Consider the following 18,651-nt stretch of genomic DNA (forward strand, 5'->3'; position numbering starts at 1 on the left):
CCGTGTGCCCGCCGACGTCGGCCCACGGGAGAGGTGGTTCTCGGGGTGGACACGCACCGGGACGCTCATGTGGCTGCCGTCCTCTCCCCGCTCGGGGCAGTGTTGGGCACCGAAGAGTTCCCGGCCACCGCGGCCGGATACCACGGACTACTCAGGTGGGCCGGCGACTTGGGCACGGTGCGGCGGGCTGGAGTGGAGGGGACCGGCTCCTTCGGAGCAGCCCTCTCCCGCTACCTGCTGTCCCAGGGCGTGGAAGTGTTCGAGGTGAACCGGCCCGACCGGACCGACCGCCGCTTACGTGGCAAGTCGGACCCCCTCGATGCCCAGAACGCCGCCCGGGCGGTGCTGAGCGGGCGGGCCCGCGCCCGGGCCAAAACGGGCGACGGACCCGTACAGATCGCCCGGATGTACAAGCTCGCCAAGGGGTCGGCGGTCAAAGCCCGTACCCAGGCGATCAACCAGGTCAAGGCCGTTCTCATTACCGCCCACCCGGACCTGCGTGAGGAGTTGGCCCAGCTGAACACCCCGGACCTCTTGCGTACCTGTGCGCGGTTCGCCGACGACAGCAAGGACGACGAGGGTGAGGAGGAGACGGTGCTGCAGGCCACCCGCGCCACCCTGTGCCTGCTGGCCCACCGGATCGTACAGCTCACCGAGCAGATCAAGGACTTGGAGCGCCGCTTGGCCCTGCTCGCGGAACGCCACATCCCTCAGCTGCTGGCTGTGGTGGGTATCGGCCCGGACACGGCCGTGACTCTGTTGATCACGATGGGGGACAACCCGGAGCGGCTGGGTAGCGAGGCATCGTTTGCCGCGCTGTGCGTGGTCAGCCCCGTCGAGCGCTCCTCGGGCGCGCGGCAGTACCGTCGCCTCAACCGCGGCGGCGACCGTCAGGCCAACGCTGCTCTGCACCGGATCGTGCAGACCCGTCTGCGTTGCGACCCGCGGACTCAGGAGTACTGCGAACGTCGCATCAAGGAGGGCAAGACTCGCCGCGAAATCGTCCGATGCCTCAAACGCTACGCCGCCCGGGAGGTCTTCCACCTGGTCAGACCCGTAGAGTCTCGGCCCTGGTCATAGGGGCTGTTGTGAGATGTGAGACCGTTCAGGGCGTGAGTGAGACACCGACGCGCACCCTCCAGCACCGCTCTGACGGGCCAGAAGACGCCCCGGTCCTGGTTCTGGGCGCCGCCCTGGGTACAACATGGCACATGTACGACGTCACGACCGGGCTGTGGCAGATCACGTGGATCTCACCGAAGCTCCCCTCGTACTTCTCCCAGGTCGGTCGGCCCGACGGTGCCGGCGGGATGATTCAGGAGGGCACCGACTCCCAGGGCAGGCGCTCGCGGTGGACGTTCACCGACGTCACGCCGACCTCTTTTCACTGGCAGGGTTTCAGCGCCGCCCCTGATGGCGAGTTCGAGTTGTTCCAGGAGATGCACGCGACACGCCGATAGTGCGGCATCCGCCGCGCAGGTGGTGTGGTCTCAGGCTGCCTGGTGGCAGAACGAGTACGCGTCCGTGAGATCGGTGACGACGAGGGGCGGCGCCTGCTGTGGATCATCCGCAGAGGCACCGGGTCGGTGGTGACCTGGCGACGAGCCCAGATGGTGCTGCTGTCCGCGCAGGGCATGCCCGTGGTGAGCATCGCGGAGGTGACATTCACCAGCTCCGACCGGGTCCGGGACGTGATCCACAACTTCAACGCCGACAGCTTCGATTCGCTCTGTCCGAAGTGCAAGGGCGGTCGGCCGAGAACGTTCACCCTGCCCGAGCGGCGGGAGATCAAGAAGATCGCGAAGTCCAAGCCGGCCGAACACCGCCTGCCGTTCTCGACCTGGAGCCCGGCCAAGCTGGCCGATTTCCTGGTCGCTGAGGGGGTGGTCGACGACATCAGCCACGAGGGCCTTCGGGGCCTGCTCCGCGAGGAGGGCGTGTCATTTCAACGCATGAAGAACTGGAAGACCTGCCGAGACCCCGACTACGCCGCCAAGAAGGCTCGCATCGAGCACCTCTACGCGATCGCCGACGGCGAGGTCATACCCGAGGAGGGTGAGCCCGAAGTCGTCTTCTGCCTGGACGAGTTCGGGCCCTTAAATCTCCAGCCCCACCCGGGACGGCAGTGGGCCGAGCGCGGCGGGAAGCACAAGGATCCCGACCGCGACCCAGGCCCCGCCGCCGGGTGACCTACACCCGCCCGCACGGCGTCCGGCACCTGTTCGCCGCCTACGACCTGGCCCGGGACAAGCCCTACGACCACATCAAGCCGAAAAAGAACCGTACGAGGTTCCTGCAGTTCTGCCGCTACCTCCGCAGCCTCTACCCGCTGGAGGCCCGTATCGCGATCGTGCTCGACAACTTCTCCCCGCACCTGACCACGAAGAAGGACACCCGCGTCGGCGACTGGGCCACAGCCAACAACGTCGAGTTCGCCTACACGCCGCCCAACAGCTCCTGGCTGAACCGCATCGAAGCCCAGTTCACCGCCCTGCGCTACTTCGCTCTGGACGGCACCGACCACGCCAGCCACAAAGAGCAGGGCAGCATGATCCGCCGCTACATCATCTGGCGGAACAAGCATGCCACCGACGAACGGCTACGCGAGGTCGTCGACAGGGTGAACGTTGCCTGATGCGGCACTGGTTAGTCGTCCACTCGGTGGCGCGCGGCCTTCTTCACGTCAGGCCAGGCCTGTCTTGTTGAACTTGTGGACCACATCGCGGACGGTGTCCTCGGCGGCCTGCACGAGCCGGGCGATGACCGGGACGCCGTTTCGGCAGGCCGAAGCCGGCACGATCATCGCCCGCCGATAGCGGGCCGTGTTCGTGCTGCCGCGGCGCACGGTCCGGTGCAGTTTCTGCCCCTCCCCGGCCGACAACCGCCGGACCCTATCGCCATAAGACGAGTCCGGCCCCGCCGCTCACGCGGCAGAGCCAGAACCCGAGATCTTGATCAGCCTTTTAGGACGCGCAGCTCACGGTGGCGTTCGCCCAGTCGGCGTGGTCCTGTGCATTTCCGTCGCCGCCGTTGCCGACGACCAGGTCGAGCACCTGGGCGCCGGACACGTCGGCATTCAGCGTGACAGCGGCCTGGTGGCCCCTCAGCACCGGAGTGGCGGCGACCTGCTTGCCGTCGGCGAGCACCGTGAAGGTCACCGAGCCAGCGCTGTCCGTCTCGTCGTCCACGCCGACGGACGCCGTGAAGCGACTGCACTTCCCGCCCAGGTGGACGGTGATGTCACTGTCGGCGTGCGCCCCGAGTCCCTTGGCGTACGCCGTGCCGGCGATGGACATCGGGCGCCCGTCCCCGGCCGCGTCCTCGCCGTTGGAGGTGTTCCGCTCCACCGGACCCCATCCGTTGGTCGAGAGGAAGTCCAGACCGGCCAGGTCGTGCGTGCCCGCGCCGGGCGCCGCGGGCGGCGAGGCGACGCTCGTCGCGGCGTCCGCCGATCCGTCCCGGGAGCGCCCGGTCGCCGACAGCACTGCCGACCACGGGCCGCTCCCGCCCGATGAGGTCACCTTCCAGGAGCGGGTGACGGTGCTTCCCGCCGGTACGTTCCCGAGCCGCTGTGCGGCCTCGGGTTCCGCCGTCCAGCCGTCCGGCAGCCGCAGGGTGAGCGACGCGTCGTGCGCCGTGCTCCGACGGGGCGTGTAGGAGGCGGTCACCTCGCCGCTCTTGCCCCGCGCGATGGTGTCCGGCGCGTCGATCCGCACGTCGGCTGTCGCCTGCGGGTCGCGGTACACGGCGGCCGACCAGCCGGGCGATGCGATGTCCCGGTAGTGCAGCGGCGTCGTGTGGTTCCCGTATGCCTCCAGGCTCACGTTGCCGAGGCCGTCAACGTTCGCGTCCTCGCCGATCACCGCGATCGCGACGGTGTTGTGGCCATGGGTGCGCAGCATGCCGGGCTGTACGGGGAACGTCGTCTGCGGACCCAGGTCGTTGACGTACAGACCGACCATCCAGCCGTTGACATACACGAGCGCGCGGTAGTTCTTCGCCTTGTCGTCCTTGAACGTCAGGCCGAGAGGCACGTCCTGCCCCTTCGGCAGGTTCAGGTCGAAGGTGGTCCGGTACCAGGACACTCCGGGCGCTCCCTTGCGCGAGTCCGGCAGGGACACGGACGGCCACGCGTCGTCCGGGTAGCCCGGCAGGTGCATGCCGTGCCGCTCGCCGTACAGACCGCCGGTGTTCAGCGGGCCGCGCACGGGGTCGACGAGGTCCTCGCCCCCGAGTGCGCCCTGCAGCCGCCAGCCGATCTGCTTGGCCGAGCCCACCAGGCTTGCGCCCGTCAGCCCGCGCGGTTCCTTGTGGGAGTCGTCCGCGGACCAGTCCTGCTTGTGCGCCGTGTTGGCGGAGAGGACGGCCAGCACGTTGTCCTTGCCCGGCTTCAGCGTCCCGGCGGGGATGTCGAAGCGGTGCGTGGCGTCATCGCTGCTGCCCAGATACGTGCCGTTCAGCCATGCCAGATACCTGCCGCCGCGCCCCGTGGTCGCGTCGACCTTCACCGCGGTCTCCGTACCGGCCGCCGTGAAGTGCCCCCGGTACCAGATCGAGCCGGCGTGGAAGCCGTAGTTGTCCGCCGACAAGGCCTGCTTGTCGGCGGCGCGCCAGGCAGCGTCGTCGAAACCGGGCTGTGCCTCCGGGGTCTCGGCGTGGTACTTCCAGCCGCCCAGGGTCGGCAGCGTGACGGGCCCCGGCCCGGCGAGGGGTGTCCCGGCGGTGTCCAGGGCGCCGTTCGCAGGGCGGCCGTTCCAGGTGACGGAGGTGGCCGGCGTTCCCGTGACGACGTGGAGGTTCGCCGCCTTGCCGGTGTCGCCGGAGAGCTTCAGGACGCCGTTGTCGTACGCGCTGGTGCGCAGCAGCTCGGGGCCGCTTGCCAGCACCGGCCCCTGCGGGGTGTCGAGACGCCAGTAGGTGTCGGCGGTCGCGTCGTCGGCGAGCAGGAGCAGCAGGGGAGTGGAGCCGGGTGGGGTGATGAGGACCTGGGCCAGGCCGTCGTGCTTGTAGTTGAGGCGCAGGTCGCCGCTCGCCGGGTCCCAGGTCTGCTGCACATGCCCGCTGATGACCTGGACCTCGGGCCGGTCCGCGTACCGCAGCACGGTCTCGCCGTCCTGCCCGTGCCGCCCGTACAGCAGGGCCACGTCGCGCGGGCCGAAGGTGCCGTGGGTCATCAGCTCGGAGGTCGAGTAGCGCAGCTGCTGGTGGTCCATGGCGTAGTCGGACAGGAGCAGCTTCGAGTCGCGGCCGTCGATCGTCAGCGCGGTGCCCGGCTCCTGCGGCACGGACGGGTAGCCGCCGAGGGCGAGGTGGGTGGTGTCCTTGGCCTTGTTGTTGACGTCCTTGTGGCGGACGACGGTGATCCCGGTGCCGTTGTCCGGATTGTGCCGATCGCGGCGCTGCAGCGCGCTGTTCTGCGGCGCGGCCACGCTGACCTGCTCCGTCTTCGTCAGCGGTGCCACCGACTGCACCATGTAGCCGAGCCGCTTGTTCACCAGGTACTTCTCGGTCAGCTGGCGGTCCTCACGGATCGACGCGCCGTAGTCGTACGAGCTGTAGACCGACTCCGGCGACGCCAGCCATCCCCAGGACGTACCGCCGTAGGCCATGTAGAAGTTCTGCATGGTGGCACCGGACGCGATGTTGTTCTCGTACGCGGCCTTCTCGAAGTCACCGTTGGTGAGCTGCCGGCACTTGTCGTAGCCGGGGCCGCCCCACGGGTCGAAGGCGCCGCCCTGGAACTCCGCCAGGAACAGCGGCTCGCCGGGCTTCTTCTCGCCCGAGAGGTCGGGCAGGCCCTGCCACTTGTCCGGGCTGGAGCAGTTGAAGCCCTGTGGGTACGCGTCGTACCCCTCGATGTCGAGTTCCTTGGTGAACAGGCCGTTGTGATTGCCCGTCAGCGGCACGGTGATGCCGTCGGCGCGTGCCTTGTCGACCAGGTGCTGGATGTACGCGTGCCCGTCGCCCGTGTTCTGGTAGTACTCGTTCTCGACCTGATAGGCGATGATCGTGCCCGTGCCGTTGGTGAGCTGGTGCCGGGCCAGGATCGGGTTGATCTGCGACAGCCACTCGTCGGCGGCGGCGAGGTAGTCGGGCGCGGTCGAACGGGCCTTGCCCTTCTGGGTCACCAGCCAGCCCGGGAAGCCGCCGCCGTCGGTCTCCGCGTTGATGTAGGGGCCGGGCCGTGCGATGACGTAGATCCCGACTTCCTTCGCGATGTCGAGCAGCTTGTCGACGTCGCGGATGCCCTTGAAGTCGTACACGCCCGGCTTGGGGGAGTGGAAGTCCCAGTCGAAGTAGATCGATGTCGCGTTGTAGCCGCCCGCCTTCATCTTCTGCAGGACATCGCGCCAGGCGTCAGGGCTGGGCAGCCGCCAGTAGTGGAACTCGCCCGACCAGATGGAGAGGGGCTTGCCGTCGATGGTCAGGGCCGTGTTGTCGTGGCCGACCGCGTGGGTGGGCTCCGCCGCGTGTGGTCGGGTCTGCGCGGACTCCGCGGCGGTGAGTCCGAAGGAGCCCAGCGCGAGCGCGGTGAGCGCGACGGTGACCCCGCGGGCCACCCGTCTCGCCGTTCGTGCACGTAATGGCGTGCGCATGCCAATCCTTCCCTTGTGTCGACATAACGAAATCGACGTAGTGATCACGTCCTGAAAAGTGAGGTGCTGGGTGAAAGTGTTGCGCCGCACAGCCTAAATCTGTTGAAGCCTGTTGGAAACAGTCCGGTCTTGGTGACTTCGTCCGGCGGGCCCCGGGATTCACGGGGCACGATGTGGTGCGGCAGCGGGCCGGTTCCTCCGTACCAGCGGGTGTGCCAGAAGGTGGCCGGGTCACCGTCCAGGACATACGCTGCGCGGCCGTCCTCTCCGCCGGTCTCCTCGCTGTCGACCTCGGCCACTCGCATCTGCTCTTGGGGGGACTATCGCCGGATGGAACGTGGTGCCGGTGCCGGTGCCGGTGCCGGTGCCGGTGCCGTTGTCGGTGGTCTCGGCTTTCCGGGCCACGTCCCACCCGTCGAATACGAGATCAACTACTACCTGGCAACCAAGAAACCCCAGGCCACAGCCATCAACTGAGTTCTCTACCGAACCTGGGGAGGTTCAGTCCGCAGTGTGTCGCGATCGGGGTTCGGGAGCCACCAGTCGGCGTTCGGGGGTTGGTGCCAGTGGTGGGTTCGGGCGTAGGTGTGGATGAGTTCCAGGGCTCGGTTGAGGGCGGGGTGCGCGGTGGTGGTGGTGTTCCAGACGGCGTGCCAGGCGTAGAGCGGGACGGGGTTGGTCAGGGGCCGGGCGGTGAGGCCGTCGGGGAGTTGTGGGGTCGTGAGGCTGAAGGCCGGGTGGCGGAGGGCCTGGACGGCGGTCAGGGCGGAGGTGCGGCCGTGCCCGCGTAGGCGGGTCGCCACGTCCAGGCCGAAGGTGGCAACGGCATGGTCGACCCAGTCGCGCCATTCGGCGGACTCGTCCGCGGCGTGGACCAGGAGCGGGTGATCGGCGAGGGCGGTGAGGGGGACCTCGTCCTGGTCGGCGAGGGGGTGGTCGGCGGGGACGATGATGCCGATGGGTTCCAGCCCCACGGGCATGGTGGCGAGGGCTGCCGCGAGGGGGCGGCCGAAGCCGTGAGGGCGGCCGAAGGCGAGGTCGAGGTCGCCGGTGAGCAGGCGGGGCAGTGCCGCGGCCAGGCCGTGGCTCTGGACCACCTCGACCTGCAGGTCGGGGGCCTGGGTGCGCAGGTGGTGGATCAGGAGTGTGGAGGGCAGGCCCTCGGTGACGACGTCGATGCGCAGGGGTGCGCGTGTCTGGGTGACTTCGTCGACCAGGCGCTCGGCGTCGATGAGGAGGCGTCGGCCGCGTTCGGCGAAGGTCTCGCCAGCAGGCGTGAGGGCGACGTGGCGGCGGTCGCGGGTGAACAGCGGGACGCCGAGACGCCTCTCCAGGGCCCTGATCTGGGAGGAGAGAGTCTGCTGGGCGATGGTGAGCCTGCTCGCGGCCCGGCCGAAGTGGAGTTCGTCGGCGAGGGTGACGACGTAGCGCACCTGACGCAGGTCGAGGTCCACCCCTAGACCGTAACAGCCTGAGACTGTCTCGTGTCCGATGAAGAGTGTTGGACCGGTGGCACGCTGCGGTCGTTGACTAGTGGAGTGAAGGCGCCAGGTAGGCGCGAACCGAAGGAATGCTCTGGCATTTGATCGCGGCATCGAAGGCCAGTGACGTGGCGAGGCGTTGGCCGCAGACACCTACGGCGTTCCGCGGGGTGCTGTGAGCGGACGGGCCGCCCCGCTGCTCCTGGCATGGGTGCGGCGAGGTCTCTGGCAGGCCGCACCACCACGCCACGAGTATTCCCAACTCACTTACCCGATGGGGCGCTTGGCCTGTGTGCCGGCGCCTGTGGAGAAAGTCGCTGCATGTTTGCGAAGCACGCTCAGGGCCGGATCTCCCGCCAGGCCCACGCCCATGTACCGGAAGGCACCTTCGAGGAGCACCACGGCCGTCAGGGATTCGAAGGCGAGGTCTCTCAGCTCTACCACGCCCACCCGGCCACGGACTGGCTGCGGGTGGAGGGCCCGATCCGGCCGCGGGGCATCCGGCTCACCGACGTTCCCGCCGACGACGAGCGCGACGAGCGGGCCCTCCCGACGTTGCTGATGTTCAACGAGGACATCACGGTCTCGGTGTCGAAGCGGATGGCGCCGATGCCGTACTACTTCCGCAACACCGACGGCGACACCCTGTTGCTGGTCCAGTCGGGCAGTGGCGCTCTCGTCACCGACTACGGCACCCTTGCCTACGGGCCGCTGGAGTACCTGGTGATCCCCAAGGGCACCAACTACCGCACCGTCCCCGACCCCGGCACCGAACAGCACATCACCTACGTAGTGGAGACGCGGGAGCCGGTCACGCTCCCCGAGCGGGGCCTGCTGGGACACTTCCTGCCCTTCGACCAGGGCGTCCTCGACGTTCCCAGGCTCGACGCCGGCATCAGCGTCCCGTCCGCGCAGAACGCGGCTGGCGAGTGGGAGGTGCTCGTCAAGCGAGCCGGCGAGCTGTCGTCGATCTTCTACGCCTTCGACCCCGCCGATGTGGAAGGCTGGACCGGGACCTTGGCCCCCTTCCGGCTGCGCCTGGCGGACATCCGCCCGCTCACCTGCGAACGTCTCGAAATGCCGCCGGTGGCGCACGCCACCTTCCAGGCCGGGCAGAACTGGTTCGTCACCATGGCCCCCCGGCCCATGCAGAGCGCGGACGACGCGGACAAGGCGCAGCCGGCCCATCGCAACGTCGACTACGACGAACTGTTCGTCTTCCTCGGAACCGGCGACGGCGGCCAGGTCGGTCCGCCCGCGGGGCTGGCAAGCGTCACCCCGGCCGGTATGAATCACGGCCCCGACCAGGTCCGCCAGGCCAACCCGCGCGAGCGGCTGCCGTTCTACGTGTGGAACGTCGACACCGTCCGCCCCCTGCGTTACACCGAGGCCTTCGAAGCGGTCGAGATCCCTGACTTCGCCCGCCAAGAGAGCTACCGCGGCTGACGCCGGCTGTACCCCCCACCGCCGGCCCCCCGCCCGCATCGCTCCTTCCGCCCAGGCAGGGGGCCGGCCACCACCGAGTTTTGGAGCGCCATCCTTCATGAGCCGTGTTCTGGCCATCTCCGGTTCCCTGCGAGCCGCCTCCCACCACACCCAGCTCCTCAGCTGCCTGCAGCCGCTGGCCCCCGAAGGCATGCACATCGCACTGTTTCCGGGCCTGGGGGATCTGCCGCACTTCAGCGAGGACCTGGAGAAGGATCCGCCCCTCCCCGTGCGGGAGTTGTGGCAGGCCATCGCGGAGGCCGACGGGCTGATCATCGCCACTCCCGAGTACAACGGCGCGATCCCCGGCGTCCTGAAGAACGCACTTGACTGGGCCTCCAGGCCCAGGGGCACAAGCGTCCTGCCCGGACATGCCGCCATGGTCCTCTCGGCCTCTCCCGGCCTCTTCGGCGGTATCCGCGCTCAGGCGCAACTGCGCGAAATGTTCGCTCTGCTCAACGTCTACGTCGTCGGCGGCCCCCAGGTTGCCATCCCTGCCGTCCACACCCGCCTCAACCCCACCGCCGAGCCTGAGCAGCGCCTGACCGATCCGATCACCCGCGCCATGCTCACCTCACTACTGCTCGGCCTGGAAGAAGCCATCGACCACCAGGCCGGACGCCGTCTGGTCAAGCCCCTGCACCACCTGCAGAGCCAGCAAGCCACCTGACCCTTCGCGATGCGGGCCGCCCTCTGGTGCCGCAGCTGCCGGCGTTCAACAACGCGTCGACCGGCTGATCATCTCCCTACAGAGGGCCGTGCTGTTCGTCGTCGACCCAATCGACACCCGGGCGCCACCGGCAGGCATCCCATGATCGCCGGACGCACTGCCTGGCCTCGCCCTACAAGGCGTTGTCCAGCGTCAGGGTGAGCTCGGCGATCCGCCACCCGCCGTCGGACCGGCGCAGGCCGAACGTGTAGACCCCGGTCGAGATCGTCTGGATGCTCTCGCCGGTGTTCCTCGTCTGCACCAGATAGGCCCGCACCTCAGCGGTGGCGGCGTCCGCCGTCGTGACCACGACATTGCCCAGGTGGTGCCGCACCCTTCCGGTCTGGGCCGTGTGCCCGTCACGGATGAAGTCGAGCACCGCCGTGCGTCCGGCGACCGGGCCGAGCACTCCCTGCCTGGGCATCGTGAAGGTCCAGGTGGTGTCTTCGGTCAGGACCGCTTCCAGCTCAGGCACATTCAGCTCGTCCAGGGCGTGGGCGTAGCTCGCCACCGCCTGCTGGAGTTCGGCGATCACGAGACCACCGTCAGCACGATCTTGCCGTGGATGTGGCCCTGCGCGGCCCGCGTGTGTGCGCTTCCCGCCTCGGGCAGCGAGTAGGTGCTGTCCACCCCGACCTGGAGCCGACCCTCGTCGAACAGGCGCCCGATCTCGGCGAGCTGGGGGCCGTTGGAACGCACCTGAATGTTCGAGACTGTGATGCCCAGACGCGCCGTCTCTTCCGGGTCGTACTGGGCGAAGAACACCGGAAGCATGGTGCCGCCGCGTTTGAGCACAGTCAGGAAGCGTGAGCTGTCCGAGCCACCGACGGTGTCGATCACCAGGTCGACGCCGCTGACCACGTCCGCAGCCTGCGTCGTGGTGTAGTCGATGAATTCATCGGCGCCGAGCTTGCGCAGGAACTGCTCGTGCCGGCCCGAGGCCACCGCGATGACGTGTGCCCCCTTCCATTTCGCCAGCTGCACCGCGAAGTGGCCCACTCCACCGGCTGCCCCGTTGACCAGCACGGTCATTCCTGGCGTGATCGGCACCGGCTGGTGCACCTGGCCGGTGAAAGGAGACGGCACGTCGTGGCCGAGATCAACCAGGTACTGCCAGGCCGTCAGCACGGCCATCGGCGCACCAGCCGCCTGTACGTGGTCGATACCGGCCGGCTTGTGAGCCAGGTCCGAAGCCGGCGCGGCCACGTACTCGGCGTACGTCCGGCCGTCGAATCCGGGGAACCGCAGCATGCCGAAGACCTCGTCACCAACGGTGAACCCCAGCACGTCCGGAGCGACCGCCTGGACCACGCCCGGCATGTCCGTTCCAGGGATCAGGGGGAACTCCAGGGCCGGCCTCATCTCGGCCGGCATGACCTTCATCCCCTCACGCAGGTACCGGTCCGGCGGGTTGATGCCCACCGCGTGCACCCGGACGAGCACCTCGTCCGGGCCGATCTCGGGAACCGGCACCTCGTCGTACTGCAGAACTTCCGGCCCGCCCGCTTCGTGGAACTGGATCGCCTTCATCACGCCTGTCGCTTTCTCGGGGAAACGTTGCTCCTTCAGTCAAGGCCCAGGACGGCATGGCCGTCCAAGACCGGTTCGGCAACCTGGTCATTCCGAAACGGCATGACGCGTACGCTGCAAGGGTGAACGATCCCGGACAGGACCTGGAACTGCGGCTGGTGCGCTACTTCACCGTGGTGGCGGCGCACCAGCACTTCGGCCGGGCCGCCGCCGAATTGCACGTGGCCCAGCCGGCGCTGAGCCGCCAGATCCAACGGCTCGAGAAATATCTCGGCACACGACTGCTGGACCGCATTCCCCAGGGCACCCGGCTCACTCCGGCCGGCCAGACGTTCCTTCCCCGGGCCCAAGCCCTGCTGCAGGCCGCCCACCAGGCCGAGCTGGCCGTGCGTGAACAAGCCCAGACCGAACGAATCGCCATCGGCTACGTCGAAGACCTGGTGATCACTCCCGCCGTACGGGAACTGCGCCGCCGTTACCCGGACGCCGAGATCGCCACCCGGTACCTGAGCTGCCGCGACGTCGGGGCGCTGTCCGACAAGCGCGTCGACGCCCTCATCGCGCGAGCCCCACTGCCGCTCGCCGCCGACGACGTGTTCACCACCCCGCTGTACGAGGAGCCCCGGATGCTCGTGGTCCCGCGCGGCCATCCCTTGGCCGACCGCGCGTCGGTGACCGCGGAAGAACTGGCCGGCGAAGAGGCGGCGCCGTGCGCGTTCGAGACCGCAGACTGGACTTCCTACCGAATCCTCGGGGCCGGCGTGCCGCCGATCGAGAGCTACGAGGACAAGCTCGAACTCGTCGCGAGTGGCGAGGCGATCGCAGTGCTACCGGTCGGCGATCGGCGTAGCTCACTGCGTCCCGACCTCGTCACCGTCCCGATCGAGGGCGCTCCCCCCAGCCAGGTCGTCCTGGTCAGCCGCAAGGGCGACCCGAATCCGATGGTCAGGAATCTCCGGCTGGCTGCCAAGGCCGTCCTGACCGCCCCGCCATCCTGACCGGGATCAGGACGGCGATGGCCATGGGCGGTAGGTCTAACGGGGCGTCCATGATGGCGGTGTTCCTAGCTGCGCGGGCGGGCAGACCGCGGTGTCTCAGGATGTCAGCGACACCGAGGGGCGGTTGATGTCCGAAGCAGATGGGACAGCCCTTGACCGCTTCCACCGCATCGTCACCGTGGTGGAAGATCTCCACCGAGGGAATCGCCTTCGGCACCGGGGCCGGCTGGAGCTTCATCCAGGTGACCACTCCGAAGTTGGACCCGGCTCCCCGCAACGCCCACATGGGCTCTGGATGGGTCTGGTCGTCGGCCCGCACGATGGTTCCGTCGGCGAGGACCAGCTCAGCCGCGAGAAGGCTGTCGCAGGCATAGCCCATCAGCGGTGAGAGGTATCCCATTCCCTCGTGCAACAGGGCGCCGCCCAGCCCGGTTCCCGACAGGATGCCGGTGACGGCGCCGAGGCCGTGCGCGGGCGGCGAAACCGGCCGGGTGCCGACCGTCGCAGCGCACGGACAGCCCCAAGCCCTGCTCCCGCGCTGGATTTCGATCCTTCGATGTGACGTCGGGCGGAGATGGACGAATCGCGAGACAAAAGGCTGTCTCGTAATGCAGGTGGGCTTCCCTTCATCGCCTGACGAGGCACACCTGCGGCGCCGCCGACGTCGTGGGCTCCCGCTGGTCGGTGCGCGACGGTCCGACCTCGGTGATGATGGCGGTCTTCCACCACCACCCCATCGCCGGCGGATTGGCCCCGCCCGACGCACTGCGCGCCGCCCAGCAGTTCAGGCGGCATGTTGTTGGTATCGCGGAGGACGCCGCCCTCTCACACGCCAACGACGCCGCTCTGTTCGCCGACGAGACCGACCCCGTCACGGGAGAGGCTCTCGACAACTTCCCGCAAGCCTTCAGCCACATCGATCTCATCAACGCCGCCCATGCCATCCGCGATGCCGGGCAGCAGCCCCCACCGCAAGGAGCCGAGCACCAGTCCCCGGCATGAATCGGCGACTTCCGCATGTACGCCGTCAGGGAGAGACCAGCGTGGATGACTCATCCTGCGCGCCCCTCTCCCTACAGTGAGCGGCATGCGAGGACTGCCACCTCTGGCGATCGCAGTGGCCACGGCGGCACTGCTGACGTGCGCTGCCTGCTCCGGCACCTCAGGGCCTGCCTCCGGTGCACACACGTCCGCCAAGGCCACCACGCGCACCACCACTGCGGCTGCCGGCCCGTTCGCCCTCACCCGGGGGCAGGGCTTCGACCGCTCCGGAGCGTTCACCTCACTCATGACCTGCGACGATCCAAGGGACTACTCGCCGGGCCTGAACTTCGCGAACGTGCCGACCGGAACGGCCGAACTCGCCCTGACCATGGTCGACCTCGATATCCACAAGATTCACTGGCTCCAGCTCGGCATCCCCGCACGTGCCCACGGCATCAGCGCCCACCACCTCCTTCCCGGTGCTCGTGAGGCACTCAACGACTTCGGAGAAGCCACCTATGACGGCCCGTGCCCACCCCGCGGCAGCACCCACAGGTACCAGCTGACGCTTTACGCGCTCCGCGAGCCGATGCCGACAGCCTTCGGCGGCAGCACGCCGCCTGCCCGGACCCTGCAGGAGATCAAACGGCGCGCATTCGCCTCGGCGGTGCTCGTGGCCCCGTACACACGCCACTGACGCAAGCCCCGATCGCCGTCGACCGAACCGTTGCAGTAGGAAGCCCTGGAAGACGCGGGTGACGACACTGGCCTCCGCGACCTCAGGACCTCAGCCTTTGCTTTGGATTCCACTGTTCGACGGGGCGGTCGCCCCAGAGGTGTGGCACGAGGATGGTCGCGAGGCGGAGTGCGGCCTGGTAGGCGATCGCGATCCGTAGGTCGTCGGCAAGATGCAGAACCCAGACCATCGACGCTTCCGGGTGTCGAGAATGCGGCACCGGCTCCGTCCCAGGGGTACCAGTAGCCGGAACGGACTGCGCGACGAAGCAGGGGCACCCCGTGGCGATTCAACGGATGGACAACGTAGGCGTCGTCGTCGACGACCTGGAGGCTGCCATCGCCTTCTTCACCGAGCTCGGCATGGAGCTGGAAGGCGAAGCGCAGATCGAGGGAATCTGGGCAGACCAGACGGTCGGCCTCGACGGGGTCCGCAGCGCCATCGCGATGATGCGCACCCCGGACGGCCACGGCAAGCTGGAGCTGACGAAGTTCCATGCCCCCGCGGCGATCACTGCCGGATCGCTCAACCCGCCACCCAACACTCTGGGCCTGCACCGTGTCATGTTCGCCGTCGACGACATCGACGACACGATCACCCGCCTGCGCCGCCATGGTGCCGAACTCCTCGGCGAGGTGGCGCAGTACGAGAACATCTACCGACTCTGCAACCTCCGCGGCCCCGCGGGGATCATCGTCGCTCTGGCTGAACGGATCGGCTAGGTTCGGTCTCATGGGTTGATTGGTGACGGGTGCCAGGGTGAGGGGGTATCCCGTCAGATGCGGACGACCATCTTTCCGGTGTTCCGGCCGTCCATCAGGCCGAGGAAGGCGTTCACCGCGCTGCCGATGCCGTCCTCGACGGTCTCCCGGAAGATGATCCGGCCATCAACCAGCCAGTTGCTCATCTCGTGGACGAAGTGGGACTGGAGGGCCGCGTGATCGCCCACCTCGAAGCCGCGCAGGGTGAGCCGCTTCTTCACCAGTTCGATCAAGTTGCGTGGACCGGACGGCGGGTCGGTGAGGTTGTAGCCGGAGATGGCACCGCACAGTGCAGCCCGGCCGTGCGAGTTGAGTGCGTCGATGGCGGCTTCCAGATGGTCGCCTCCCACATTGTCGAAGTACACCTCTATGCCGGCCGGGGCGGCCTGCGCGAGTTGCTCGTGCAGACGGCCGTTCTTGTAGTTGAAGGCGGTGGTGAAGCCGAGTTCGCCGGTCAGATACTTCACCTTCGCTTCGGAGCCGGCGCTGCCGATCACCGCCTTCGCCCCGCGTAGCCGGGCGATCTGCCCGGCCAGGCTGCCCACTGCGCCGGCTGCTCCGGAGACGAACACGGTCTCGCCCTCGCGCAGCCCGGCAATCTCCACCAGCCCGACGTAGGCGCTCAGTCCGGGCATACCCAGCACGCCGAGAAACGCGGAGTCCGGTACCCCCTCGACTCGCTGCAGCCTGGTGAAGCACCTGGCGTCGGCGACCGCGGCGGTGCGCCAGCCGAGGTCGCTGAGCACCAGGTCACCCGGGGCCAGGCCGGGCACCCGCGACTCGACAACTTCGCCGACGGCCCCACCCGTCATCGGCCGGCCCAGCTGGTAGGACGGGATGCCGGACCCCGCGCCCATCAGAGCCCGCATATACGGGTCCATCGAGAGGAATGTGTTGCGGACCAGTGCTTGGTTGTCGCCGGGCGACGGCAACGCCCGTTCCACCAGGCGGAAGTCCTGTTCGGCAGGCCGTCCCACGGGGCGAGCAACCAGATGCCATTCCTGCGCAGTGCCTGTCATCAACCGTCTTCCTTCCGTACGTGCGGGAAATGGTGCTGTCTTCTTCATGGAGCAACATGCGGCCCGTCGCAGCGCGCCGCATAGGGGAACGGACCAGTTGGTGCTTCACCGTGCCCGTCGACACGGTCGTGGCGTGGGCCCGGCCCGAGCGCGAACCCCAACCACCCCGTCGCCTTGCCACATTGGCAGTGCCCGCGTGCAGGCGGACCACGCTGTCACAGTTGCCTGTCAACGCTCGGTTGGGCTGCGGTGCCAAGGGGCATCGGGAGCGGACCGTTCTCCGACATGTCCGGGCACCGCGCCGTCCTCATCCAGCAGGGCACCCTCGCCTACCCGCGCCACGTCACTGGCACCGCACCGTTCACACCGACGGGGAAACGGCGCAGGTGGCCCTCGCTGGTGGTTCCAAGAGGCTCGCTGACGAGCCGACGACCGTCACAAAGCGCAACACCAGAGGACGGGTAGCCAGAGGCGGCCGCGTCGCGCCAACTGGGTCTTCAGGGTGGATGGATGAGGTCACGGGATGAACCTGAAGCGTGTTGCAGAAGGTGGTGATCCGCACGAACCTCACTATGCGGCAGCTCGCGCCGTTGTTCGGCTGCTCGCCGGCGACGGTCTGCCGAGTCATTCAGCGGCTGCGATCGCTGCTTGCGATCGAGCCGGCCGCTCGTCCGGCCGACGCGGTCGAGCGACTGTGGATCGTGGACGGCACCCTGATCCCGGTCCGCGACGGGAAGGCCGGGGTGTCCTCACGCAACTACCGGTTCTCGGCGGACTCGCCGTTCGCAGCACTCCACCAACCGGTGTCAGCCGTGCGCAGGTTCGGCCAGTGTGTCGGCGGTGGCGGGGCGAACTGGTGATTCGGTTGGGATTCGCCATGGGCCTGGCGCCAGTGCGGTAGCGGAGTACTGCCGCCGGGCCCGCCCGTCTTGGCCCTCTTCCGGATGCCGGTGTCCTCGTTTTCGCAGGAGCCGGGCCCCATCGGCGCTGTACGTTCATCCAGCACACTGGTAACCGCTGCCGAAGGACACACCCTCGTGAGTGATCAGACCGGGATCGCCTGGATAGGTGCACACAGCACCATGGACAGGGACAGCAGCCTGCCGGGGATGCGCGGTGGGATCTCGCTGACCTGCGCCCGTGGCATCGATCAGGACGAATTCCTGATCAACCTGGGCGCCGACCTGGACGAGCTCGCCGAACGGACCCCGTACAGGGATCTCGCCGCGCCGATGGGCGGACGTCCGGCCCGCACCAACTACGCGATGTACGGAACGTGTGGGGAGTGGGTGTATGTGCTGGAGGACTGGGGGATGTCGACGTGGTCGACCGGCTTCCACGAGGTCGAGTCGATGTGGCCGGGGCCGGGGGAGGAGATCATCTGCGTGACGATGAACTGGTGGAGCCCTCCGTGCATGACCCTCCACGTGCCGGGCGACGAACGCGTCCTGCGTGCCGAGTTCGGAGCGGACACCGGCGAGGGGTCCGCCCTGGATGCGGCGCTGCGTGAAGCGGGCGCGTTGATCGGGCCCAGGCCGGACAGCGCCGCGGCGGAGGCGGAGTACGAGGAGCGTAGGGAGCTGCTTCCTACGGCGGTGTTCACCGCGGTCGGCGCCTACTGCGGGCTGACGATCGACCAGGCCGCAGTGGAGGCCGGCGACCTCCCAGCGGTCTTGATCCCCATGGTCTGAGACACCGGCACAAGACGAAGCCGGCCCCCACCCCCGATCGTTCCGGGGGCCAGTCGTCTTGTGCCACGGAGTCCTGCTACTGGGCGGTCAGCTTGCAGACGACCGGGGTGACGCTGCCGTGCAGGCAGGTGTTGCCCGGCGTGATGCGGGTGTCGAGCCAGTACGCCTCCTTGTCCATCAGCCGCATCTCGCTTATGAAGTCGGCGCGGCGAGGGCGACAAGGACGGCCGCGTGCCGGGGGCCGACTCTGGTGTCCGGCCGATCGGCACTCGGGGCGTGGTCTGGCAGCGGGGGTGAGGAGGTCGGCGGCGATCAGCACGGCCTCCAGGCGTCGGGACGCGGCTGCACACAAGGCGTCGGCCATGGTGAGCGCGTAACCGTTCTGGGCGGCGGTCTGGGACCTGCGGTTTGCACCACTCGTCAGCCGGGATGAACAGGATGCACGCGCAGCCCCGCTTCACGAAGCACGCCCGCGGCGGATGGTGCGGCACGCCGCGTTCAGGATCGGGACGGTCATGCGATCCCGCAGCGTGACCACACCGGCCCCGTTCCCTGCGCGCTGGGGTGCGACATGGAGATCATCACCCCTAGCCTCGGGCTTTCACGAGGGGTGGTGTCCGGCAGGTGATCGAGAAAGCAGAAAGTGCCCCTGAGCTGCAAC

Annotated in this window: 16 protein-coding genes and 4 pseudogenes; 12 read left to right on the plus strand and 8 right to left on the minus strand. The window is 68.4% G+C overall.

Going from position 1 to position 18,651, the window contains the following annotated elements; genetic code table 11:
* The first annotated feature begins 69 nt into the window (after nt 1-69).
* From CG747_RS14680 to CG747_RS50695, 3 genes and pseudogenes are all read left to right on the plus strand, one after another.
* Nucleotides 70-1,080, plus strand: a complete 1,011-nt coding sequence (locus CG747_RS14680; protein ID WP_257980434.1) for an IS110 family transposase — start codon at nt 70-72, stop codon at nt 1,078-1,080.
* 32 nt (nt 1,081-1,112) lie between these two features.
* A pseudogene (locus tag CG747_RS14685) lies at nt 1,113-1,220 on the plus strand (3-oxoadipate enol-lactone hydrolase); the annotation flags it as partial.
* A 282-nt stretch (nt 1,221-1,502) separates the two neighbouring features.
* Nucleotides 1,503-2,635, plus strand: a pseudogene (locus tag CG747_RS50695) (IS630 family transposase).
* Nucleotides 2,636-2,686: 51 nt separating this feature from the next.
* Here CG747_RS50695 and CG747_RS14695 read toward each other — a convergent pair.
* The 3 genes and pseudogenes from CG747_RS14695 to CG747_RS47190 form a co-directional block, all read right to left on the minus strand.
* A pseudogene (locus CG747_RS14695) lies at nt 2,687-2,857 on the minus strand (IS630 family transposase); the annotation flags it as partial.
* Between the two features lie 106 nt (nt 2,858-2,963).
* Nucleotides 2,964-6,560: a beta-galactosidase gene (locus tag CG747_RS14700; RefSeq protein ID WP_257980427.1), complete on the minus strand. Its 3,597-nt coding sequence runs from the start codon at nt 6,558-6,560 to the stop codon at nt 2,964-2,966.
* An 80-nt stretch (nt 6,561-6,640) separates the two neighbouring features.
* Complete coding sequence (locus CG747_RS47190) at nt 6,641-6,895, minus strand: hypothetical protein (protein ID WP_146022084.1); 255 nt, start codon at nt 6,893-6,895, stop codon at nt 6,641-6,643.
* Nucleotides 6,896-6,926: 31 nt separating this feature from the next.
* On the opposite strand from CG747_RS47190, the gene CG747_RS47985 reads away from it, so the two are divergent.
* Nucleotides 6,927-7,073: a hypothetical protein gene (locus tag CG747_RS47985; RefSeq protein ID WP_180985539.1), complete on the plus strand. Its 147-nt coding sequence runs from the start codon at nt 6,927-6,929 to the stop codon at nt 7,071-7,073.
* A 5-nt stretch (nt 7,074-7,078) separates the two neighbouring features.
* Here CG747_RS47985 and CG747_RS14705 read toward each other — a convergent pair whose 3' ends face one another.
* Entirely contained in the window at nt 7,079-8,050 is a 972-nt protein-coding gene (locus CG747_RS14705; protein ID WP_100602143.1) for a LysR family transcriptional regulator, read from the minus strand.
* A gap of 348 nt (nt 8,051-8,398) precedes the next feature.
* Here CG747_RS14705 and CG747_RS14710 point away from each other — a divergent pair, with 348 nt between their 5' ends.
* A complete protein-coding gene (locus tag CG747_RS14710; RefSeq protein WP_180985540.1) occupies nt 8,399-9,523 on the plus strand; it encodes a homogentisate 1,2-dioxygenase in 1,125 nt (374 codons plus the stop codon).
* Between the two features lie 97 nt (nt 9,524-9,620).
* Nucleotides 9,621-10,232, plus strand: coding sequence for an NAD(P)H-dependent oxidoreductase (locus CG747_RS14715; RefSeq protein ID WP_100602145.1), 612 nt, complete (start codon nt 9,621-9,623; stop codon nt 10,230-10,232).
* A gap of 172 nt (nt 10,233-10,404) precedes the next feature.
* On the opposite strand, the gene CG747_RS14720 is transcribed toward CG747_RS14715, so the two are convergent.
* Both CG747_RS14720 and CG747_RS14725 read right to left on the minus strand, forming a co-directional pair.
* Nucleotides 10,405-10,806 (minus strand): nuclear transport factor 2 family protein, encoded by a 402-nt coding sequence (locus tag CG747_RS14720; RefSeq protein ID WP_100602146.1) that lies wholly within the window; start codon nt 10,804-10,806, stop codon nt 10,405-10,407.
* On the minus strand, nt 10,803-11,801 hold the full coding sequence (locus CG747_RS14725) for an NADP-dependent oxidoreductase (RefSeq protein ID WP_100602147.1): 999 nt from the start codon (nt 11,799-11,801) through the stop codon (nt 10,803-10,805). The genes CG747_RS14720 and CG747_RS14725 overlap by 4 nt, the downstream gene beginning before the upstream one ends.
* A gap of 56 nt (nt 11,802-11,857) precedes the next feature.
* On the opposite strand from CG747_RS14725, the gene CG747_RS14730 reads away from it, so the two are divergent.
* Complete coding sequence (locus tag CG747_RS14730) at nt 11,858-12,799, plus strand: LysR family transcriptional regulator (protein WP_257980428.1); 942 nt, start codon at nt 11,858-11,860, stop codon at nt 12,797-12,799.
* On the opposite strand, the gene CG747_RS50960 is transcribed toward CG747_RS14730, so the two are convergent.
* Nucleotides 12,747-13,565: an FAD-binding oxidoreductase gene (locus CG747_RS50960; protein ID WP_146022085.1), complete on the minus strand. Its 819-nt coding sequence runs from the start codon at nt 13,563-13,565 to the stop codon at nt 12,747-12,749. The two genes, CG747_RS14730 and CG747_RS50960, sit on opposite strands and share 53 nt — an antisense overlap.
* On the opposite strand from CG747_RS50960, the gene CG747_RS47995 reads away from it, so the two are divergent.
* From CG747_RS47995 to CG747_RS14750, 3 genes are all read left to right on the plus strand, one after another.
* Complete coding sequence (locus CG747_RS47995) at nt 13,484-13,801, plus strand: glycoside hydrolase family 15 protein (protein ID WP_180985542.1); 318 nt, start codon at nt 13,484-13,486, stop codon at nt 13,799-13,801. The two genes, CG747_RS50960 and CG747_RS47995, sit on opposite strands and share 82 nt — an antisense overlap.
* Nucleotides 13,802-13,886: 85 nt before the next feature.
* On the plus strand, nt 13,887-14,480 hold the full coding sequence (locus CG747_RS14745) for a YbhB/YbcL family Raf kinase inhibitor-like protein (RefSeq protein WP_100602148.1): 594 nt from the start codon (nt 13,887-13,889) through the stop codon (nt 14,478-14,480).
* 335 nt (nt 14,481-14,815) lie between these two features.
* Complete coding sequence (locus CG747_RS14750; protein WP_100602149.1) at nt 14,816-15,241, plus strand: VOC family protein; 426 nt, start codon at nt 14,816-14,818, stop codon at nt 15,239-15,241.
* Between the two features lie 53 nt (nt 15,242-15,294).
* On the opposite strand, the gene CG747_RS14755 is transcribed toward CG747_RS14750, so the two are convergent.
* The gene (locus CG747_RS14755) at nt 15,295-16,299 is read right to left on the minus strand and encodes an NADP-dependent oxidoreductase (RefSeq protein WP_100602150.1); all 1,005 of its coding nucleotides are present in this window, start codon (nt 16,297-16,299) and stop codon (nt 15,295-15,297) included.
* 548 nt (nt 16,300-16,847) lie between these two features.
* Between CG747_RS14755 and CG747_RS14760 the strand changes: the two are divergent.
* A pseudogene (locus tag CG747_RS14760) lies at nt 16,848-17,075 on the plus strand (transposase family protein); the annotation flags it as partial.
* 261 nt (nt 17,076-17,336) lie between these two features.
* Nucleotides 17,337-17,990, plus strand: a complete 654-nt coding sequence (locus CG747_RS14765; RefSeq protein ID WP_219621454.1) for a hypothetical protein — start codon at nt 17,337-17,339, stop codon at nt 17,988-17,990.
* Nucleotides 17,991-18,651 lie beyond the last annotated feature (661 nt).

It is taken from the genome of Streptomyces sp. CB02959 (assembly GCF_002803155.1).
Lineage (GTDB): Bacteria > Actinomycetota > Actinomycetes > Streptomycetales > Streptomycetaceae > Streptomyces.